The sequence below is a fragment of the Geobacillus proteiniphilus genome, assembly GCF_001908025.1.
In the GTDB taxonomy this organism is placed as follows: Bacteria; Bacillota; Bacilli; order Bacillales; family Anoxybacillaceae; genus Geobacillus; species Geobacillus proteiniphilus.
The window spans coordinates 1-16,405 of the sequence record NZ_MQMG01000037.1 but is presented as its reverse complement, the minus strand read 5'-3'; the positions used below and the strand labels follow the sequence as shown (position 1 = coordinate 16,405).

General features: G+C 53.2%; 13 protein-coding genes, 11 tRNA genes and 1 pseudogene. 23 read left to right on the top strand and 2 right to left on the bottom strand.

The genetic code is table 11. From position 1 onward, the window contains the following. The first annotated feature begins 192 nt into the window (after window positions 1-192). The 4 genes from BRO54_RS12610 (at window position 193) to cshA (ending at window position 4,938) form a co-directional block, all read left to right on the top strand. Window positions 193-1,296: a D-alanine--D-alanine ligase gene (locus BRO54_RS12610; protein ID WP_074044165.1), complete on the top strand. Its 1,104-nt coding sequence runs from the start codon at window positions 193-195 to the stop codon at window positions 1,294-1,296. A gap of 6 nt (window positions 1,297-1,302) precedes the next feature. Next, window positions 1,303-2,679 carry a UDP-N-acetylmuramoyl-tripeptide--D-alanyl-D-alanine ligase gene (locus BRO54_RS12605; RefSeq protein WP_074044164.1) on the top strand — a complete coding sequence of 459 codons (1,377 nt, stop codon included), beginning with the start codon at window positions 1,303-1,305 and terminating at the stop codon, window positions 2,677-2,679. A gap of 72 nt (window positions 2,680-2,751) precedes the next feature. Continuing rightward, window positions 2,752-3,474, top strand: a complete 723-nt coding sequence (locus BRO54_RS12600) for an alpha/beta hydrolase (protein ID WP_074044163.1) — start codon at window positions 2,752-2,754, stop codon at window positions 3,472-3,474. A 60-nt stretch (window positions 3,475-3,534) separates the two neighbouring features. Further along, on the top strand, window positions 3,535-4,938 hold the full coding sequence (cshA, locus tag BRO54_RS12595; protein WP_074044162.1) for a degradosome RNA helicase CshA: 1,404 nt from the start codon (window positions 3,535-3,537) through the stop codon (window positions 4,936-4,938). Window positions 4,939-4,949: 11 nt separating this feature from the next. On the opposite strand, the gene BRO54_RS12590 is transcribed toward cshA, so the two are convergent. Then, the gene (locus BRO54_RS12590; protein ID WP_074044161.1) at window positions 4,950-5,567 is read right to left on the bottom strand and encodes a rhomboid family intramembrane serine protease; all 618 of its coding nucleotides are present in this window, start codon (window positions 5,565-5,567) and stop codon (window positions 4,950-4,952) included. A gap of 113 nt (window positions 5,568-5,680) precedes the next feature. On the opposite strand from BRO54_RS12590, the gene acpS reads away from it, so the two are divergent. From acpS to BRO54_RS12555, 7 genes and pseudogenes are all read left to right on the top strand, one after another. Further along, window positions 5,681-6,061 carry a holo-ACP synthase gene (acpS, locus tag BRO54_RS12585; RefSeq protein WP_074044160.1) on the top strand — a complete coding sequence of 127 codons (381 nt, stop codon included), beginning with the start codon at window positions 5,681-5,683 and terminating at the stop codon, window positions 6,059-6,061. Window positions 6,062-6,140: 79 nt separating this feature from the next. Beyond that, complete coding sequence (locus tag BRO54_RS12580) at window positions 6,141-7,154, top strand: LolA family protein (protein WP_074044159.1); 1,014 nt, start codon at window positions 6,141-6,143, stop codon at window positions 7,152-7,154. A 248-nt stretch (window positions 7,155-7,402) separates the two neighbouring features. After that, window positions 7,403-8,557: an alanine racemase gene (gene alr / locus BRO54_RS12575; RefSeq protein WP_033024535.1), complete on the top strand. Its 1,155-nt coding sequence runs from the start codon at window positions 7,403-7,405 to the stop codon at window positions 8,555-8,557. Between the two features lie 126 nt (window positions 8,558-8,683). Next, complete coding sequence (locus BRO54_RS12570; protein ID WP_013144044.1) at window positions 8,684-8,965, top strand: CopG family ribbon-helix-helix protein; 282 nt, start codon at window positions 8,684-8,686, stop codon at window positions 8,963-8,965. A gap of 4 nt (window positions 8,966-8,969) precedes the next feature. After that, a complete protein-coding gene (ndoA, locus tag BRO54_RS12565; RefSeq protein WP_003253417.1) occupies window positions 8,970-9,320 on the top strand; it encodes a type II toxin-antitoxin system endoribonuclease NdoA in 351 nt (116 codons plus the stop codon). A 650-nt stretch (window positions 9,321-9,970) separates the two neighbouring features. Next, a pseudogene (tnpB, locus tag BRO54_RS12560) lies at window positions 9,971-11,084 on the top strand (IS200/IS605 family element RNA-guided endonuclease TnpB). Window positions 11,085-11,224: 140 nt separating this feature from the next. Beyond that, a complete protein-coding gene (locus BRO54_RS12555) occupies window positions 11,225-13,390 on the top strand; it encodes a Tex family protein (protein ID WP_074044158.1) in 2,166 nt (721 codons plus the stop codon). An 18-nt stretch (window positions 13,391-13,408) separates the two neighbouring features. Here the strand turns inward: BRO54_RS12555 and cmpA are convergent, their stop codons facing one another. Then, a complete protein-coding gene (cmpA, locus tag BRO54_RS19510) occupies window positions 13,409-13,522 on the bottom strand; it encodes a cortex morphogenetic protein CmpA (RefSeq protein WP_013144046.1) in 114 nt (37 codons plus the stop codon). An 89-nt stretch (window positions 13,523-13,611) separates the two neighbouring features. Here cmpA and BRO54_RS12550 point away from each other — a divergent pair, with 89 nt between their 5' ends. From BRO54_RS12550 to BRO54_RS12495, 12 genes are all read left to right on the top strand, one after another. After that, the gene (locus BRO54_RS12550) at window positions 13,612-14,061 is read left to right on the top strand and encodes a SprT family protein (RefSeq protein WP_074044157.1); all 450 of its coding nucleotides are present in this window, start codon (window positions 13,612-13,614) and stop codon (window positions 14,059-14,061) included. Between the two features lie 622 nt (window positions 14,062-14,683). Then, window positions 14,684-14,758: transfer RNA gene (locus tag BRO54_RS12545), tRNA-Asn, on the top strand. 7 nt (window positions 14,759-14,765) lie between these two features. After that, window positions 14,766-14,858, top strand: a tRNA-Ser gene (locus tag BRO54_RS12540). A 19-nt stretch (window positions 14,859-14,877) separates the two neighbouring features. After that, window positions 14,878-14,949 (top strand) — tRNA-Glu (locus BRO54_RS12535). A 32-nt stretch (window positions 14,950-14,981) separates the two neighbouring features. Further along, window positions 14,982-15,057: transfer RNA gene (locus BRO54_RS12530), tRNA-Asp, on the top strand. A gap of 14 nt (window positions 15,058-15,071) precedes the next feature. Beyond that, window positions 15,072-15,146, top strand: a tRNA-Gln gene (locus BRO54_RS12525). 282 nt (window positions 15,147-15,428) lie between these two features. Then, window positions 15,429-15,504: transfer RNA gene (locus BRO54_RS12520), tRNA-Lys, on the top strand. Window positions 15,505-15,509: 5 nt separating this feature from the next. Beyond that, a tRNA-Leu gene (locus BRO54_RS12515) sits at window positions 15,510-15,591 on the top strand. 15 nt (window positions 15,592-15,606) lie between these two features. Next, window positions 15,607-15,689, top strand: a tRNA-Leu gene (locus BRO54_RS12510). A gap of 76 nt (window positions 15,690-15,765) precedes the next feature. Beyond that, a tRNA-Arg gene (locus tag BRO54_RS12505) sits at window positions 15,766-15,842 on the top strand. 4 nt (window positions 15,843-15,846) lie between these two features. Beyond that, window positions 15,847-15,920: transfer RNA gene (locus tag BRO54_RS12500), tRNA-Pro, on the top strand. A 169-nt stretch (window positions 15,921-16,089) separates the two neighbouring features. Next, a tRNA-Gly gene (locus BRO54_RS12495) sits at window positions 16,090-16,163 on the top strand. Window positions 16,164-16,405: the final 242 nt, after the last annotated feature.

Here is a 16,405-nt window from a genome sequence, read left to right as displayed (position 1 = left end):
ACAACTGCTGGAAAACGATATGTTGTGCTTTGTTGAAAGAAGAACCACCTTTGGAGACAGCCTCACTTTTTTGTGCCTTATCGCTTATGGGGGGTGGCGAAACAACCTGCATCGTACATATAAAATATCAGACCGTTGGGCGCGAAACGTGTTACAATAGGAACGATGGCCAAGGAAAGAGGAGGAACGATGATGAAAACGAGAGTTGGCGTGTTATACGGCGGCAAATCACCGGAGCACCAAGTATCGTTGTCGACGGCGATGGCGGTGATGAACGCCATTGATCCTCATAAATTCGATGTCATTCCGATTTACATTACACCGAAAGGTCAATGGATCAAGGGCGAACAGCTGACCGGACCGATCGAGGAAATCAAGCAGCTGCAATTCACTTCGGCGGCGACCGCCTTGATTCCGGTTTCCTTGAACCAAGCTCCGGCTGCCGATTCGGCTGCGGAAGGAAACGAGGAAACGATCGATGTCATTTTCCCGCTTTTGCATGGGCCGAACGGCGAAGACGGAACGGTGCAAGGGTTGCTTGAGATATTGAACATTCCGTATGTCGGCAACGGGGTGCTTGCTTCCGCGGTCGGCATGGATAAGGTGATTATGAAAAACTTGTTTGCGCAGGCCGGGTTGCGCCAAGCAAAATATATCGCCGTGACGAAGTACGATTGGCAAAAAAGCGGCGAGACGGTGTATGACCGGATCGAACGAGAGCTTGGCTACCCGTGCTTTGTCAAGCCAGCCAACGCGGGTTCGAGCGTCGGCATTTCCAAATGCAAACAGCGCGGCGATTTAAAAGCCGCATTTATCGAGGCATTTAAGTATGATCGGAAAATTATTATTGAAGAGGCGATCGTCGGCCGCGAAATTGAAATCGGCGTGATAGGAAATGACGAGCCGATTTGTTCGGTCGTTGGCGAAATTGTGCCCAAAAAGGAATTTTACGACTATGAAGCGAAATACGAAGACGGGCAAACCGAATTGATCATCCCGGCGGACGTAACGAAAGAACAGTATGAGACGATCAAACAAATGGCCATTACGGCGTTTCAGGCGCTGGATTTGTCTGGACTCGCGCGCGTCGATTTTTTCCTCGCCGAAGATGGCGCGGTTTATATCAACGAAGTGAACACGATGCCAGGCTTTACGCCATACAGCATGTTCCCGCTTCTTTGGCAACACAGCGGCGTGCCGTACCCGGAGCTGATTGAACGGCTTATCGCGCTCGCATTGGAACGGCATCAAGAAAAGCAGACGATCACGTACACGTTCGAAAAGGAAAAGAGGTGAGAGTGGATGATCAAACGGACGGTGCGGCAAATCGCCGAAATGGCTGACGGGCGGTGCCTAAAGCCGGAGTGGGAGAATATTGCCGTTAGCGGTGTGTCAACCGACACAAGGACGATCCAAGCTGGCAACTTGTACGTTCCGTTGCTTGGAGCGACATTTAACGGCCATGCCTTCGTGAAAGAGGCGATGCAAAAAGGCGCCGCTGCTGCGCTATGGGCGGAAAGGGAAGGAACACCGCCAGAAGGCGTGCCAGTGGTCGTTGTGGATGATACGCTTTCGGCGTTGCAACGGCTCGCCGCCCGCTACCGTGAGCAGCTCGGGATGAAAGTTGTCGGCGTCACCGGCAGCAACGGCAAAACGACGACGAAAGATATGATTGCCGCGTTGTTGGCGACCAACTACCGCGTGCAAAAAACAGAAGGGAACTTCAACAACCATATCGGTGTGCCGTTGACGCTTCTTTCGCTTGACGAAGGGACGGAGATGGCCGTTGTCGAAATGGGGATGAGCGGGTTTGGCGAAATCGAGCGGCTGACCATGATCGCCCGTCCGGACGCAGCGGTCATCACGAATATCGGAGAAGCACACTTGCAGGAGCTCGGGTCGCGGGAAGGCATCGCAAAGGCGAAGCTTGAAATTTTAGCCGGTTTGCACCATGATGGTTTATTCGTCTACCACGGCGATGAGCCGCTCTTGACGGAGCGCGTGCCGAAGTTGCCGCTTCCCCGCCATGTCGTGACGTTCGGGGCGGGCGAACAGAACGATTACTATCCGACCGATGTGCGCATTGAAGCGGGAGGAACATCGTTTGTCATCAATGCGCTCCCCGGCCGGACGCTGTTTATGCCGGTATTAGGCAAGCATCATGTGTACAACGCACTCGCCGCCATCGCGGTTGCTCGTTTTTTCGGCATCGGTTGGGAAGACATTGATGCGGCCCTCTCCCGCCTGCAAGTGACGCGCATGCGCACGGAAGTCGTCAAAACAAAGTGCGGCTTTACGGTCATTAACGATGCTTACAACGCCAGTCCGACATCGATGCGCGCCGCTTTGACGCTGCTTGGGGAATTGGGCGGCTACCGGCAAAAAATCGCCGTATTGGGCGATATGTTAGAGCTTGGTGACGAAGAAGTGGCGTTTCATCGAGAGATCGGGGAGGTGTTGCGGCCGGGAATGGTGGACTATGTGTTCACTTACGGGCCGCTGGCGCACCATATCGCCGCGGCGGCTGCCCCATTTTTTGATGATGGGCGGGTGAGGGCGTTCGACGATAAAGCAGCGTTGGCCGAGGCCGTGCGTTCCGTCGCGTCTCCGGAGGACATCGTCTTATTGAAAGCATCGCGCGGCATGAAATTGGAAGAGTTGCTTCGATATTGGGTGTAACATCAAGCAACCCGAGAGAAACGAAAAGCGGCGTCACGGGCGCCGCTTTTCACTCGGGCGGAGGTGGGGATGATGATCGGCTGTTTATGCATTCACGGGTTTACTGGAAGTCCGGAAGAAGTGGCGCCGCTGGCCGATTATTTGCGGGAGCGGACCGATTGGATGATCGAAACGCCGACCTTGCCGGGCCACGGAAGCGAACTGCGGCTGAAAGGAATTGCATACGACCAATGGATCGCGGCGGCGGAACAAGCGTTTTTAGCGCTCCATCGCCGTTGCAGTGTGGTGTATGTCATTGGGTTTTCAATGGGTGGAGTGATCGCCGTCTACTTGGCGGAAAAATACCCGGTCGCCAAACTCGTGCTGCTAAGCGCTGCGTTTTACTATGTCAACCCGCGCCAATTATGGCGCGACATCCGCGAGATGTTTGCCAATGGATGGAAAGGAGCGCGGGAGCACCCACTGTTTCTCCGCTATCGAAACAAAATGATGGCGACCCCGTTTTCAGCTGTCAGGGAGTTTCGCAAACTCGTTCGCGATGTGCGTCCCCGACTTCCGCGCGTCGCGGCGCCCGCGCTCATTGTGCAAGGAGAAAAAGATGGGATCGTGCCGCTAAAAAGCGCCTACTATTTATATGAACGAATCGGTTCGTCAGAAAAAAAGCTGTTGTTTTTGCCGAATTCGTACCACCACGTCTGCCATAGCACGGATCGCCACGTTTTGTTTGCCGAGGTGGAAACATTTTTGCGCGCTGCCCACGCCCATCATTGCAAATCACCGCATAACATGGTATGATAACTGTCAAACCTTTCTCTCGGATAAAGGGACGATTTTTTATAAGGAGTTTGAATAACATTGACGACATTTCAAGAATTAGGATTAAGCCAAGAAGTGATGAAAGCGATCGAGCGGATGGGGTTTGAAGAGACGACTCCGATTCAAGCGAAGACGATTCCGCTCAGCCTGCAAAATAAAGACGTAATCGGCCAAGCGCAAACCGGAACGGGGAAAACAGCGGCGTTTGGCATTCCGATCGTTGAGAAAGTGAATGTGAAAAACAGCGCCATTCAGGCGCTTGTGGTCGCGCCGACGCGTGAGCTCGCCATTCAAGTATCAGAAGAGCTATACAAAATCGGCGCCGTCAAGCGCGTGCGCGTCTTGCCGATTTACGGCGGTCAAGATATCGACCGGCAAATCCGCGCTTTGAAAAAGCATCCTCATGTGATCGTCGGCACGCCGGGCCGCATTATCGACCATATTAACCGTGGGACGCTTCGCCTTGACCATGTGCATACGGTCGTTCTCGATGAGGCGGATGAAATGCTCAATATGGGCTTTATCGAAGATATTGAGGCGATTTTAAGCCATGTGCCGGCCGAGCGGCAGACGTTGCTGTTCTCGGCGACGATGCCGGATCCGATTCGCCGCATTGCCGAGCGCTTCATGAACGAGCCGGAGCTTGTCAAAGTGAAGGCAAAGGAAATGACCGTGCCGAACATTCAACAGTACTACTTAGAAGTGCACGAGAAAAAGAAATTTGACATTTTAACGCGGCTTCTTGATATTCAGGCGCCGGAGCTCGCGATCGTGTTCGGCCGCACGAAGCGGCGTGTCGATGAGCTGGCGGAGGCGCTCAACTTGCGCGGCTATGCAGCGGAAGGCATTCACGGCGACTTAAGCCAGGCGAAGCGGCTGTCGGTGCTGCGCAAGTTTAAGGAAGGAACGATTGAAATTTTAGTGGCGACGGATGTCGCAGCGCGCGGCTTGGATATTTCTGGCGTGACGCACGTGTACAACTTTGATATCCCGCAAGACCCGGAAAGCTATGTCCACCGGATTGGGCGCACCGGGCGCGCCGGCAAGACAGGGGTGGCGATGACGTTTGTCACTCCAAGGGAGATCGGCCAGCTTCACCATATTGAGCGGACGACGAAGCGGAAAATGGAGCGGATGAAGCCGCCGACACTTGATGAGGCGCTCGAAGGCCAACAGCGCATCGCTATCGAAAAGCTTCTCAACGTCGTTGAGACCGAAAACCTGTCATTTTACAAACGGGCAGCGGAAGAATTGCTTGAAGAGCACGATTCGGTAACGATTGTCGCTGCCTGCTTGAAAATGTTGACGCGCGAGCCAGATACGACGCCGGTGCAGTTGACGGAAGAGCCGCCTTTAGCGGTCAAGCGGGAGAAAAAACGGGGCGGACGCTCGGACGGCTCAGCCCGCAGCCGGACGAAAAAACGGCGGATTACGGCGCATTAAGCGCCGTTTTTTCATAGCCGAGGCATGTAAAACGACGGCCGCTTGGGGCGGATGGACAAAAAGGGGGCAAGCAGGCCGCCGACGGCGAAGCCAAATAGATGGGCCAATAAATTCCCATCTGGTGTCATGATGCCAAGCAGCAAATGAACCGCCATGACCGAAAGCAACAGCTGGGCGTGGCGGGGGGCGACTAAGTCGCGGCGGAATAGGGCGAGGTAGCTGTACATGCCAAACAAGGCGAAAATGGCGCCTGACGCCCCGACATGGGTGTACAGCGGCGGCAGAAGGAATAAAGTGGCGACATTGGCGCCGATTCCGCCTCCGATATACAGAAACAAAAACTTTCCTTTCCCAAGTGCGCGCTCCAGCCAGGGGCCAAACAGCCATAAGGACAAACTGTTGGCGGCCATATGGTGGAAATCGCGATGCAGCACGAGCGGGCTGACAAGCCGCCAGTACTCTCCATGGCGAATAGCGCCGTTCGTCCCGACGGCGTATTGCCAAATGGGCTCAAGCGCTGTCAAGGGAAGAAAAAACAACAGCCATGCGGCGATATGGACCAACAACAAGGCGGCAACGACGGGATAAAGGCGGACAAATGAGCGGACATCGCTTGCATGTTGAAACACGGGTTGGTCTCCCTTCTTCGCGGAAATGGGGCGTTTTTTATAAGCCATCTTATGCGGATCTCTCATAAAAAATTTGTACGACCATCAGGGCGGATAGGATAGGTGAGGAAGCAGTGATCGTCGGCATCGGCATTGATATTGTAGAGTTGGAACGGATCCGCTCCCTTCTTGAGCGGAGCCGCAAATTTCCGGAGCGAATTTTGACGCCGCGCGAAAAAGCGCAGTTTGGCGAGTTGCCGCCCGCAAGACAGGCAGAGTTTCTCGCCGGACGATTTGCGGCTAAAGAAGCGTACGCCAAAGCGCTCGGAACGGGGATCGGGCGGCATCTATCGTTTCAAGACATCGAGATCGTTTCCGATGAGCACGGAAAGCCGAGCATTGCTGCCCGCCGCGATGGCGAGACGGTTCATCTGTCCATTTCCCATAGCCGCGATTACGCCGTCGCCCAAGTCATCATTGAGCGCCTTGGACCGACCGATGCTTGCCATGGCTAGTCTGCATATTCCCGACAGTTGTCTCATATATTGTAGTGCATGGGCAGAAATCGATATATGAGGCAAAGGGGTTGAAGCGATGGGCAGAAACGTGCTGATGGCATTGGTCGGCATCATTTTTCTGTTTGCTTTGGCTGGCTGCGGGTCGAAATCGCAGGAAGAGGTGCTCAAGTCGCTTGATGAAAAGATGGATGAGATGACGGGCTATCAGGCCGAGGCGAAAATGACGTTCCGCACCGGTGAGAAGCCGCAAGTGTATCATGTCGAAGTGTGGCACAAGCAGCCGTCCTACTACCGCGTCAGCTTGAAAAACGCCGACAAAGGGCAAAGCCAAATGATTTTGCGCAATGACGAAGGGGTGTTCGTCTTCACGCCGGCGCTCAACAAAAGCTTCAAGTTTGTGAGCGATTGGCCGAAAAACAGCAGCCAAGCGTATTTGTACGAATCGCTCGTTAAAGACATTTTGAGCGATTCGAAGGCGAAGTTTAAGGCGACGAAAGACTACTATGTGTTCGAGACAAAAACGAACTACCCGAACAGCGAAGTCGTTCCCACCCAAGAGATTACGCTGCGCAAAAAAGATTTGGCCCCCGTCTCGGTCAAAGTGATGGATACGGACCGGAAAGCGCTGTTGACGGTCGAGTTTTCCAACGTCGAGTTTAACAAAAAGTTTGACGATGATGCGTTTGATACAAAGAAGAACATGACTGGAGCGCGCCTTGAGGTGCCGACGATGGCGGAAGGAAAAGAGCAAGTGATGGCCGTCATGTACCCGAGTCAGCTTCCGAAAGGGGTTCAAGCGCTTGAGGAAAAAGAAGTGAAAGGTGAAAACGGCACGCGCGTCATTATGACATTTGGCGGCAAAAAATCGTTTACGCTCGTGCAAGAAAAAGCGGATGTGCTTCCGGCGACAAGCATGCCAGTGCTTGTCAACGGCGACCCGGTTGATTTAGGATTCACCATTGGCGCCCTCACCGACCGAACGTTGACATGGTGGTACAATGGGGCGGAGTTTACGCTCGCCTCGGACGATTTGACGCCGGAAGAAATGGTGATGGTCGCCAGCTCAGTGCAAGAAAAAGCGGCAAAATGACAGTGCGGTTTTGCAAACAGGCGGCTCTCCGCGTTGAAGCGGAGAAGCTGCTTTTTGTTTTTGTGCAGAAGCAGTGAAGGCATGCCAGTGGACGAATTGTTGCTATCTCCAATGTTTTCCGCCGTTTTTCTCATTTTTCCGCCGCTCATCCTATTCCTTCTTCCCCAGGAACATGGTAAACTAAAAAAGGAATCCAATCGATTCAAGCGCTTTCAAACTGGCTATGACTAGAAAGGCAGCGAGAGAGGATGGACGAGTTTCACCGCGATACGTGGGTGGAAATTGATCTAGATGCCATCTACGACAACGTCGCGAATTTGCGCCGCTTTTTGCCGGAGGGCACGCAAATTATGGCCGTTGTCAAGGCGAACGCCTACGGGCATGGCGATGCCCAAGTGGCGGCAACGGCGCTCGAAGCGGGCGCTTCCCGCTTGGCCGTCGCCTTTTTGGACGAGGCGCTTGCCTTACGAAAAAAAGGCATCGATGCCCCGATTTTAGTGCTTGGGGCGTCTCGTCCCGAGGATGTGGCGTTGGCCGCCGAACACCGCATCGCCTTAACCGTGTTTCGCTCTGATTGGCTCGAGGAGGCGTCATCGCTGTATAACGGTTCGACCCCGATTCATTTCCATTTAAAGATGGACACAGGAATGGGACGGCTTGGGGTTAAAGACGAAGAGGAGACAAAGCGAATAGCGGCCTTGATCGATCGCCATCCGCCCTTTGTGCTTGAAGGGGTGTATACGCATTTTGCGACCGCTGATGAAGTGAATACGGATTACTTTTCTTATCAATACGCCCGCTTTTTGCATATGCTTGACTGGCTGCCGTCGCGGCCGCCGCTCGTTCATTGCGCCAACAGCGCGGCGGCCCTTCGTTTTTCCGATCGAGCGTTCAACATGGTTCGCTTTGGCATTTCGATGTACGGGCTCGCCCCATCGCCGGACATCAAGCCGCTCCTCCCATACGAATTGAAAGAGGCGTTTTCGCTCCATAGCCGCCTCGTACACGTCAAAAAGCTGCAACCAGGCGAAAAGGTGAGCTACGGTGCGACGTACACCGCGCAGACGGAAGAGTGGATCGGCACGATTCCGATCGGTTATGCGGACGGCTGGCTGCGCCGCCTGCAGCACTTTCATGTGCTTGTTGGCGGGCAGCGGGCGCCGATCGTCGGCCGTATCTGCATGGATCAATGCATGATCCGCCTGCCGGGGCCGCTGCCTGTCGGAACGAAGGTGACATTAATCGGCCGCCAAGGGGACGAAGTCATTTCCATCGATGATGTCGCCCGCCATTTGGGCACAATCAATTATGAAGTGCCGTGCACGATCAGCTACCGGGTGCCCCGTATTTTTTTCCGAAATAAGCGTATAATGGGAGTGAGAAACGCCGTTGGTCGCGGATGAAGCGATGCATAATCTGTTTCGGAAGACAAAGGATAGAAAATGGAGAAATGACTTTGCAGCGCCGTTGTTTAATGGTATCATGAAGTGGAAGCAATCAATGGCTGCAGTTCGTGGAGGTGTATATTTGTGTCGGAATCTGGCGCAACAACGGAAATCGTCGTTCGTTTGCCGCAGTCGCTGCTGACAGAACTGGACGTGCTCGTAAAGCAGGAAAACGGCAACCGCAATGAACTCATTTATCAAGCGACGAAAATGTACATTCGCGAGCGGAAAAAACGGCAAATTCGCGAGGCGATGAGACGAGGCTACATGGAAATGGCGAAAATCAATTTATCTATCGCTTCTGAAGCGTTTCATGCTGAATACGAGGCCGACCACACCGTTGAACGCTTAGTTAGCGGGGGGTAATGCTTTGATTGTCAAACGTGGCGACGTGTATTTTGCGGACCTTTCCCCGGTTGTTGGCTCGGAGCAGGGCGGCGTGCGCCCCGTGTTGGTGATCCAAAACGATATCGGCAATCGTTTTAGCCCGACGGTGATTGTCGCGGCGATTACGGCGCAAATCCAAAAAGCGAAGCTGCCGACGCATGTCGAGATTGACGCGAAGCGCTACGGGTTTGAACGCGATTCGGTCATTTTGCTTGAGCAAATCCGCACGATCGACAAGCAACGACTGACCGATAAAATCACTCATTTGGATGATGAAATGATGGATAAAGTCGATGAGGCGCTGCAAATTAGCTTAGGACTGATCGACTTTTGATAGGAGCGAAAAACCTTTGCTTTTGGCATAACAGCGAACAGGAGAAAACGGCGTTTTCGGTTGCCAACGGGCGGCCGAGTGGATGGGGAAAGCGGCGTTGACGTGCGGCATCGGTCTTGATTATCGAGTGTTCACACCAATGGCGGAGATGGACAGATCGGTCTCACCAATCGCAATCGGGGAAAGCCCATGCAAGGCGTAGACCGTCTTTAGACATGGGATCAACCGGTTTTTGATGCAGTCAAAGATGGCATCCTATTTGCGAGGAAAGCGCCTTGAATCGGGCGCACAGGGCGCAAAGCACCATCAGAGGTGTTTGTCATGAAAGTCTTGCGGAACAAGGGGGAGTTCTGCACGCAGGCGTACGAGCAACCTTTTCGTACGCAAGAACCCCACGATTTTAGTTTCTGGTAGATTCAGGAAACGATCTGTCCCTCCATTTTCATCTATGTATACTGTTTCACAAAGCAGCTGCGTACAGGTAGCGCTTTTTTTATCATCCTAAACCGAGAAGACCCCCACTTCCACGCGTGAGCGTCAGTGGGGGATGAATCGGTATTCGTCATCGATCTTCCTCTTGCCTCAACAGAACAGAAGGTGTAAAATGGATAAGAATAGAACGCACGTTCCCTGATGTGGGAGGGAAGATCATGCATAAAGCCTACCGCTTTCGGTTGTATCCCACCCCAACACAAGCGAAGCTCATCAACCAAACGATCGGGTGCTGCCGGTTTGTGTACAACCACTTTTTGGCCGAGTGGAATCAGGCGTATGAAACCATCGGAAGAGGACTCGGCTACCACGAGTGTTCCAAGCGGCTGACCGCCTTAAAGCAGACTCTTCCGTGGCTGAAGGCGCCCGATTCGACCGCCTTGCAAAACGCGCTGCAACAGTTGGACGAGGCGTTTGACCGATTCTTCGATGGAACGGCGAACGCTCCCCGCTTTAAAAGCAAAAAACACCCGAATCAATCGTACACCGCCCAGTGCAACTACCCAAAGAAAGGGCGCCCATCGATCGAAGTGGACGGCCATCGCTTGAAACTCCCGAAGCTTGGATGGGTGAAGTTTGCCAAAAGCCGTGAGGTGGAAGGCCGCATTCTCTCCGCCACCATTCGTCGAAACCGAACAGGGAAGTATTTTGTCTCCATCCTCGTAGAAACGGAAATCCCTCCATTACCGGCAACGGACAAGCAAGTGGGTATCGATTTGGGATTGAAACATATAGTGGTGCTTTCCACAGGCGAAAAGATCGAACACCCCCAGTATTGGCGCCGATACGAAGAGAAGCTGGCGTACTCCCAGCGGGTGATGGCCCGCCGGAAGCCGGGTGGTTCGAACTGGCAGAAAGCCCGCTTGAAAGTGGCTAGGCTTCATGAGAAAATTGCCAACTGCCGGAACGATTTCCTGCACAAACTGTCCACCCGCCTCATCCGCGAAAACCAAGTGGTGTGCGTGGAGGACTTGCGCGTCAAGAGCATGCAGAAGAATCGCAAGCTGGCCAAATCCATTTCCGATTCCGCGTGGGGGGCGCTTTCTCAACATGCTCGAGTATAAAGCGAAATGGTACGGGCGGACGGTGGTCCGTGTCGGCCACACGTTTCCATCGAGCCAATTGTGTTCGTGCTGCGGGCACCGGCAAGTTGAGGTGAAATCGCTCGACATCCGCGAGTGGGTGTGCCCAAACTGCGGAGCCGAACATGACCGGGACCATAACGCCGCCCGAAATATTTTGCAGGAAGGGCTTCGTTTGCTGTTTGGGTAAGACAGCTCAACCGTGGGACGCACGGGGATGGCTTGGTGGACAGCCTGCCGTGGGGCGGGTGTTCCCAGGAATCTCCCACCTCGAAGCGTTAGCGTAGGTGGGAGAGCGTTCAAGTCCAATATCATTAAGGAGGGAATCGCTTGGCTAACGAACAGCGGCTCATTGAAGTAATTGCCGCCGAGCAGCAGCTGGCAGCGAAGCAAGTCGAAAACGTCATTGCGCTCCATCGAGAAGGGAACACAATCCCGTTTATCGCCCGCTACCGGAAAGAAATGACTGGGGCGCTCGATGAAGTGCAAATTCGTGAAGTGCTTGAGAGATGGGAGTATTTGCAGCATTTAGAGCAACGGAAAGAGGAAGTAATTCGCCTCATTGATGAGCAAGGGAAGTTGACGGAAGAGTTAAAGCGCGACATTCTTGAGGCCACGAAGCTGCAACAAGTCGAAGATTTATACCGTCCATATCGGCAAAAACGGCGCACAAAAGCAACGATCGCCAGGGAAAAAGGGCTTGAGCCGCTTGCGGATTGGCTGCTTTCCTGCCCTGCCGCCTCGGATCCAAAAGAGAAGGCGAAAGCGTTCATCAACGAGGAAAAAGGAGTCTCGACCGTTGATGAGGCGCTGCAAGGGGCGAAAGACATCATCGCCGAAAAAGTGGCCGATGACGCTGCTCTTCGTCAATGGGTGCGCGACGAGACGCGGCGGAAAGGAACGATTGCTTCGGTTGCCAAAGCGCCGGAAAAGGACGAAAAGAGTGTGTACGAAATGTACTACGACTACGAGGAACCTCTCGCTAAAATCGTTCCGCACCGCGTGTTGGCGTTAAACCGCGGTGAAAAGGAAGAGGTGCTGCGCGTCTCGATCAAGGCGCCTGTTGAGGACATCATTCGCTATTTGCGGCGAAAAACAGTCGCTGATGAATCGTCCCCGGCCGCTCCCATCGTGGCAGAAGCGATCGAGGACGGATACAAGCGGCTGATGGAGCCTGCCATTGAACGCGACATCCGCAACGAGTTGACGGAAAAAGCGGAGGAGCGGGCCATCCATATTTTCGCTGAAAACTTGCGCAAACTGCTTCTCCAGCCGCCGCTCAAAGGAAAAACGGTGCTCGGCATCGACCCAGCCTATCGGACCGGGTGCAAGCTCGCCGTTGTCGACGAAACGGGGAAACTGCTTCGCATTGACGTGATCTATCCGCATCCGCCGCAAGAGCGAAAAGAAGAGGCGCGCGCGAAACTTCTTCGCCTGCTTGATGACTATCACGTTGACATGATCGCTATTGGCAACGGAACAGCATCTCGGGAAACCGAACAGTTTGTCGCCGACACGCTGAAGCATGTGCAACGCGATATCTTTTATTTGATTGTCAATGAAGCAGGAGCGAGCGTCTACTCTGCTTCCGACCTTGCACGCGCCGAGTTTCCCGACCTGCAAGTCGAAGAGCGGAGCGCCGTCTCGATCGCCCGCCGCGTCCAAGACCCGCTCGCCGAGCTTGTCAAAATCGATCCAAAATCGGTCGGCGTCGGCCAATACCAGCACGATGTGTCGCAAAAAAAGCTCGCCGAATCGCTCCGTTTCGTCGTCGAGACGGTCGTCAACCAAGTCGGCGTTAACGTCAACACCGCCTCCGTCTCCCTGCTTCAGTACGTGTCCGGGCTCACGAAAACCGTTGCAGAAAACATCGTCAAGCGTCGCGAAGAACAAGGAAAATTCCGCAGCCGCGAAGAGCTGAAAACGATTCCTCGGCTCGGAGCGAAAACGTACGAGCAGTGCATCGGCTTTTTGCGCATCGTTGATGGCGACGAACCGCTCGACCGCACGCCGATTCACCCCGAGCGGTACGCGGAAGTGAAGCAGCTGTTGCGTAAGTTAGGATTTACGACCGCCGCCATTGGCAGCGATGAACTGCGCAAGGCGCTGCAAGCCATCGAGATTGAGACGGTGGCAGCCGAGCTTGGCATCGGCGAACTGACGCTCCGCGATATCATCGATGCCTTATGCCGCCCAGAGCGCGACCCGCGCGACGAGCTGCCAAAGCCGCTATTACGCAAAGATGTGTTGAAGATGGAAGATTTGAAGCCAGGCATGGAGCTGGAAGGAACCGTGCGCAACGTCGTTGACTTCGGCGCCTTTGTCGACATTGGGGTCAAACAGGACGGGCTCGTGCACATTTCCAAACTAAGCAAACAATACGTGCGCCATCCACTCGATGTCGTTTCGGTCGGCGACGTCGTCAAAGTATGGGTCGAGCATGTCGATGTGGCGAAGGGAAGAATATCGCTGTCGATGGTGCCGCCGGAAGAGTGAAATGGAGAAAGCACTGCCTCAGGAGCAGTGTTTTCTCCGATAAAAAAACCAGCATTGGTTCAACAGTTTAATTTGCTCACGGTTTTTCTCATAGTAGGCTCGTCTCATCTGATTTTTCAGCCATGTAGGCAAAATCAGTCACCTCCCTAACAGTGGAACGGTAATATATATGTATGTAATGGTGAATTGTCCTGTGCCAAAAGATGAAGGAGAGACCCACTATGGACCAAAAGCAGCTGCAAGCCCTTGTCGAACAAATTTCCATTCGCGTGTTCGGCAAGCCGTTCCGCCATACCGCTTTCTTTAACCCTCGTTTGCGCACCACCGGCGGGCGCTACATGTTGCAAACGCACAACATTGAGCTCAATAAAAAACATTACGACATGTACGGTGAAGAAGAACTCATTGCTATCATCAAACACGAACTATGCCATTACCATTTGCACCTCGAAGGGAAAGGCTACCGTCACCGCGACCGCGACTTCCGCGAACTGCTGCAAAAAGTGGGGGCGCCTCGCTACTGCCGTCCGCTTATCCGAAATACAAAAGCGCCGAAAACGATCTACACATACATTTGCACGTCATGCGGCCTCACCTACCGCCGCAAAAGACGGATCAACATAGACCGTTATGTTTGCGGCCGCTGCCGAAGCAAGCTCAAACTATCCTAGACTCCCATGACAGAAAAATTTGGTTGCCATCGGAAGGATGAAAATATCTCTATGTCGAATATTGCGGTTTTACACATTTTGAAGCTCAGGTATTTTCAGAGTAGATGCAATTTGAAACTTTAACATTTGCGGCTTTTACATAGCCCCGGCATTTGATCGACTGTCGGGCGACTGAACAACGCCGCTTTCAGACCCATGCATGGGTCTGTGAAGCGGGTGGTTGTTCGGTCTTCCGTCACGCCTTGGTGTTCGTCAGTCGAGAAAATAGACAAGCTACTTTTTCGTCAAGGATATGTTAAACTATAATGTCCAGTCAACGCCAATAATCAAACAAAACATTTTTCGAAAACAGGTTGACAATCAAGATGATCGTGTGCTAAATTATAAAAGCCGTCGCCAAACGGCGGAAAACAGCAGAGCAAGTTGTGGGAAAACGTATTGACAAACGACAAGCTGCTCAATATAATAAACAATGTCGATTGTCAAACATCATTCCGCAATAGCTCAGCGACGAGCAAAGGCATCATCGAATATGCTACGAGTTGCCTCGACGCATCCAGCTTCTTTGAATTGGCTGGAAGAGGAAGAGGTAATGAGCTAACAGTATTGTAATCATCAACATTCCGCAATAGCTCAGCGGTAGAGCAACCGGCTGTTAACCGGTAGGTCGTAGGTTCGAATCCTACTTGCGGAGCCATTTCTTTGGAGAAGTACCCAAGTGGCTGAAGGGGACGGTTTGCTAAACCGTTAGGTCGTGGCTTTACGGCGCGCGGGTTCAAATCCCGCCTTCTCCGCCACTCCGATACGTATATGCGTGGCCCGTTGGTCAAGTGGTTAAGACACCGCCCTTTCACGGCGGTAACACGGGTTCGAATCCCGTACGGGTCACTGAATAGCGCGGGGTGATCCCCGCGATTTGTGGTCCCGTAGTGTAGTGGTTAACATGCCTGCCTGTCACGCAGGAGATCGCGGGTTCGAGTCCCGTCGGGACCGCCATTGCACTAAATCGCTGGGCCATAGCCAAGCGGTAAGGCAACGGACTTTGACTCCGTGATGCGCTGGTTCGAATCCAGCTGGCCCAGCCATTTTTATGTGTTACATACATGAGCCATTAGCTCAGTAACGAGCGCTACATCTTCGAGTTCGTTGCGAGTTGTCCCGACGCATCCAGCTTCTTCGAATCGCTGGTAGAGGAAGGGACATCGTTATCTTAGAGTGTTATTGTAACTATGAGCCATTAGCTCAGTAGGTAGAGCAACGAGTGAAGCATCATCGAATCCGCTTCGAGTTGTCCCGACGCATCCTGCATCTTCGAATCAGCTGGCAGAGGAAGGGACATCGTTATCTCGGAGTGTTATCTAACCCATGAGCCATTAGCTCAGTAGGTAGAGCATCTGACTTTTAATCAGAGGGTCGGAGGTTCGAGTCCTCCATGGCTCACCATATTAGCGGGTGTGGCGGAATTGGCAGACGCACCAGACTTAGGATCTGGCGCCTCACGGCGTGGGGGTTCAAGTCCCTCCACCCGCATTGATTAGTCAATATGCGGTCGTGGCGGAATGGCAGACGCGCTAGGTTGAGGGCCTAGTGGGGGCGACCCCGTGGAGGTTCAAGTCCTCTCGACCGCATTTTTTAGATAAACTATTGACAGCAACACAGTGAGTTGCTAAAATGAAATCCGTCTCTTTGGTGCAATAATCTATTGCGCTCGTAGCTCAATTGGATAGAGCATCTGACTACGGATCAGAAGGTTAGGGGTTCGAATCCTCTCGAGCGCGCCATCATCGGGAAGTAGCTCAGCTTGGTAGAGCACATGGTTTGGGACCATGGGGTCGCAGGTTCAAATCCTGTCTTCCCGATTTTGTTAAACTAAATATTATGCGGGTGTAGTTTAGTGGTAAAACCTCAGCCACGAGCCTTCACTTCGCCGAATACGCTTCGAGTTGCCCCGACGCATCCAGCTTCTTTGAATCGGCTAGCAGAGGAAGGGGCATGAAAGAGTGTGGTGGGTGTTTAATCAAAAATTATGCGGGTGTAGTTTAGTGGTAAAACCTCAGCCTTCCAAGCTGATGTCGTGGGTTCGATTCCCATCACCCGCTCCATGAAGAGTCATAGGATTATTTCGTTCCTTGAAAACTGAACGAAACGAAGCGCAATAGAAAAGCTGAGGCGCCGTAATTTCGCCTAAAGGCAGCCCGCGTCCTGCGGGCAACGGCGAAATATCGCCATCCTGGCGATCTCGAAGCCAAATGTTCTTCACCCGCAGGGGTGCTTCCCCCCCGAGGGGGAAGGTGATTTGGCAGAAGAGAGCTAGGCGCCGAAGCTGGACAATGCGAAAAGCCAA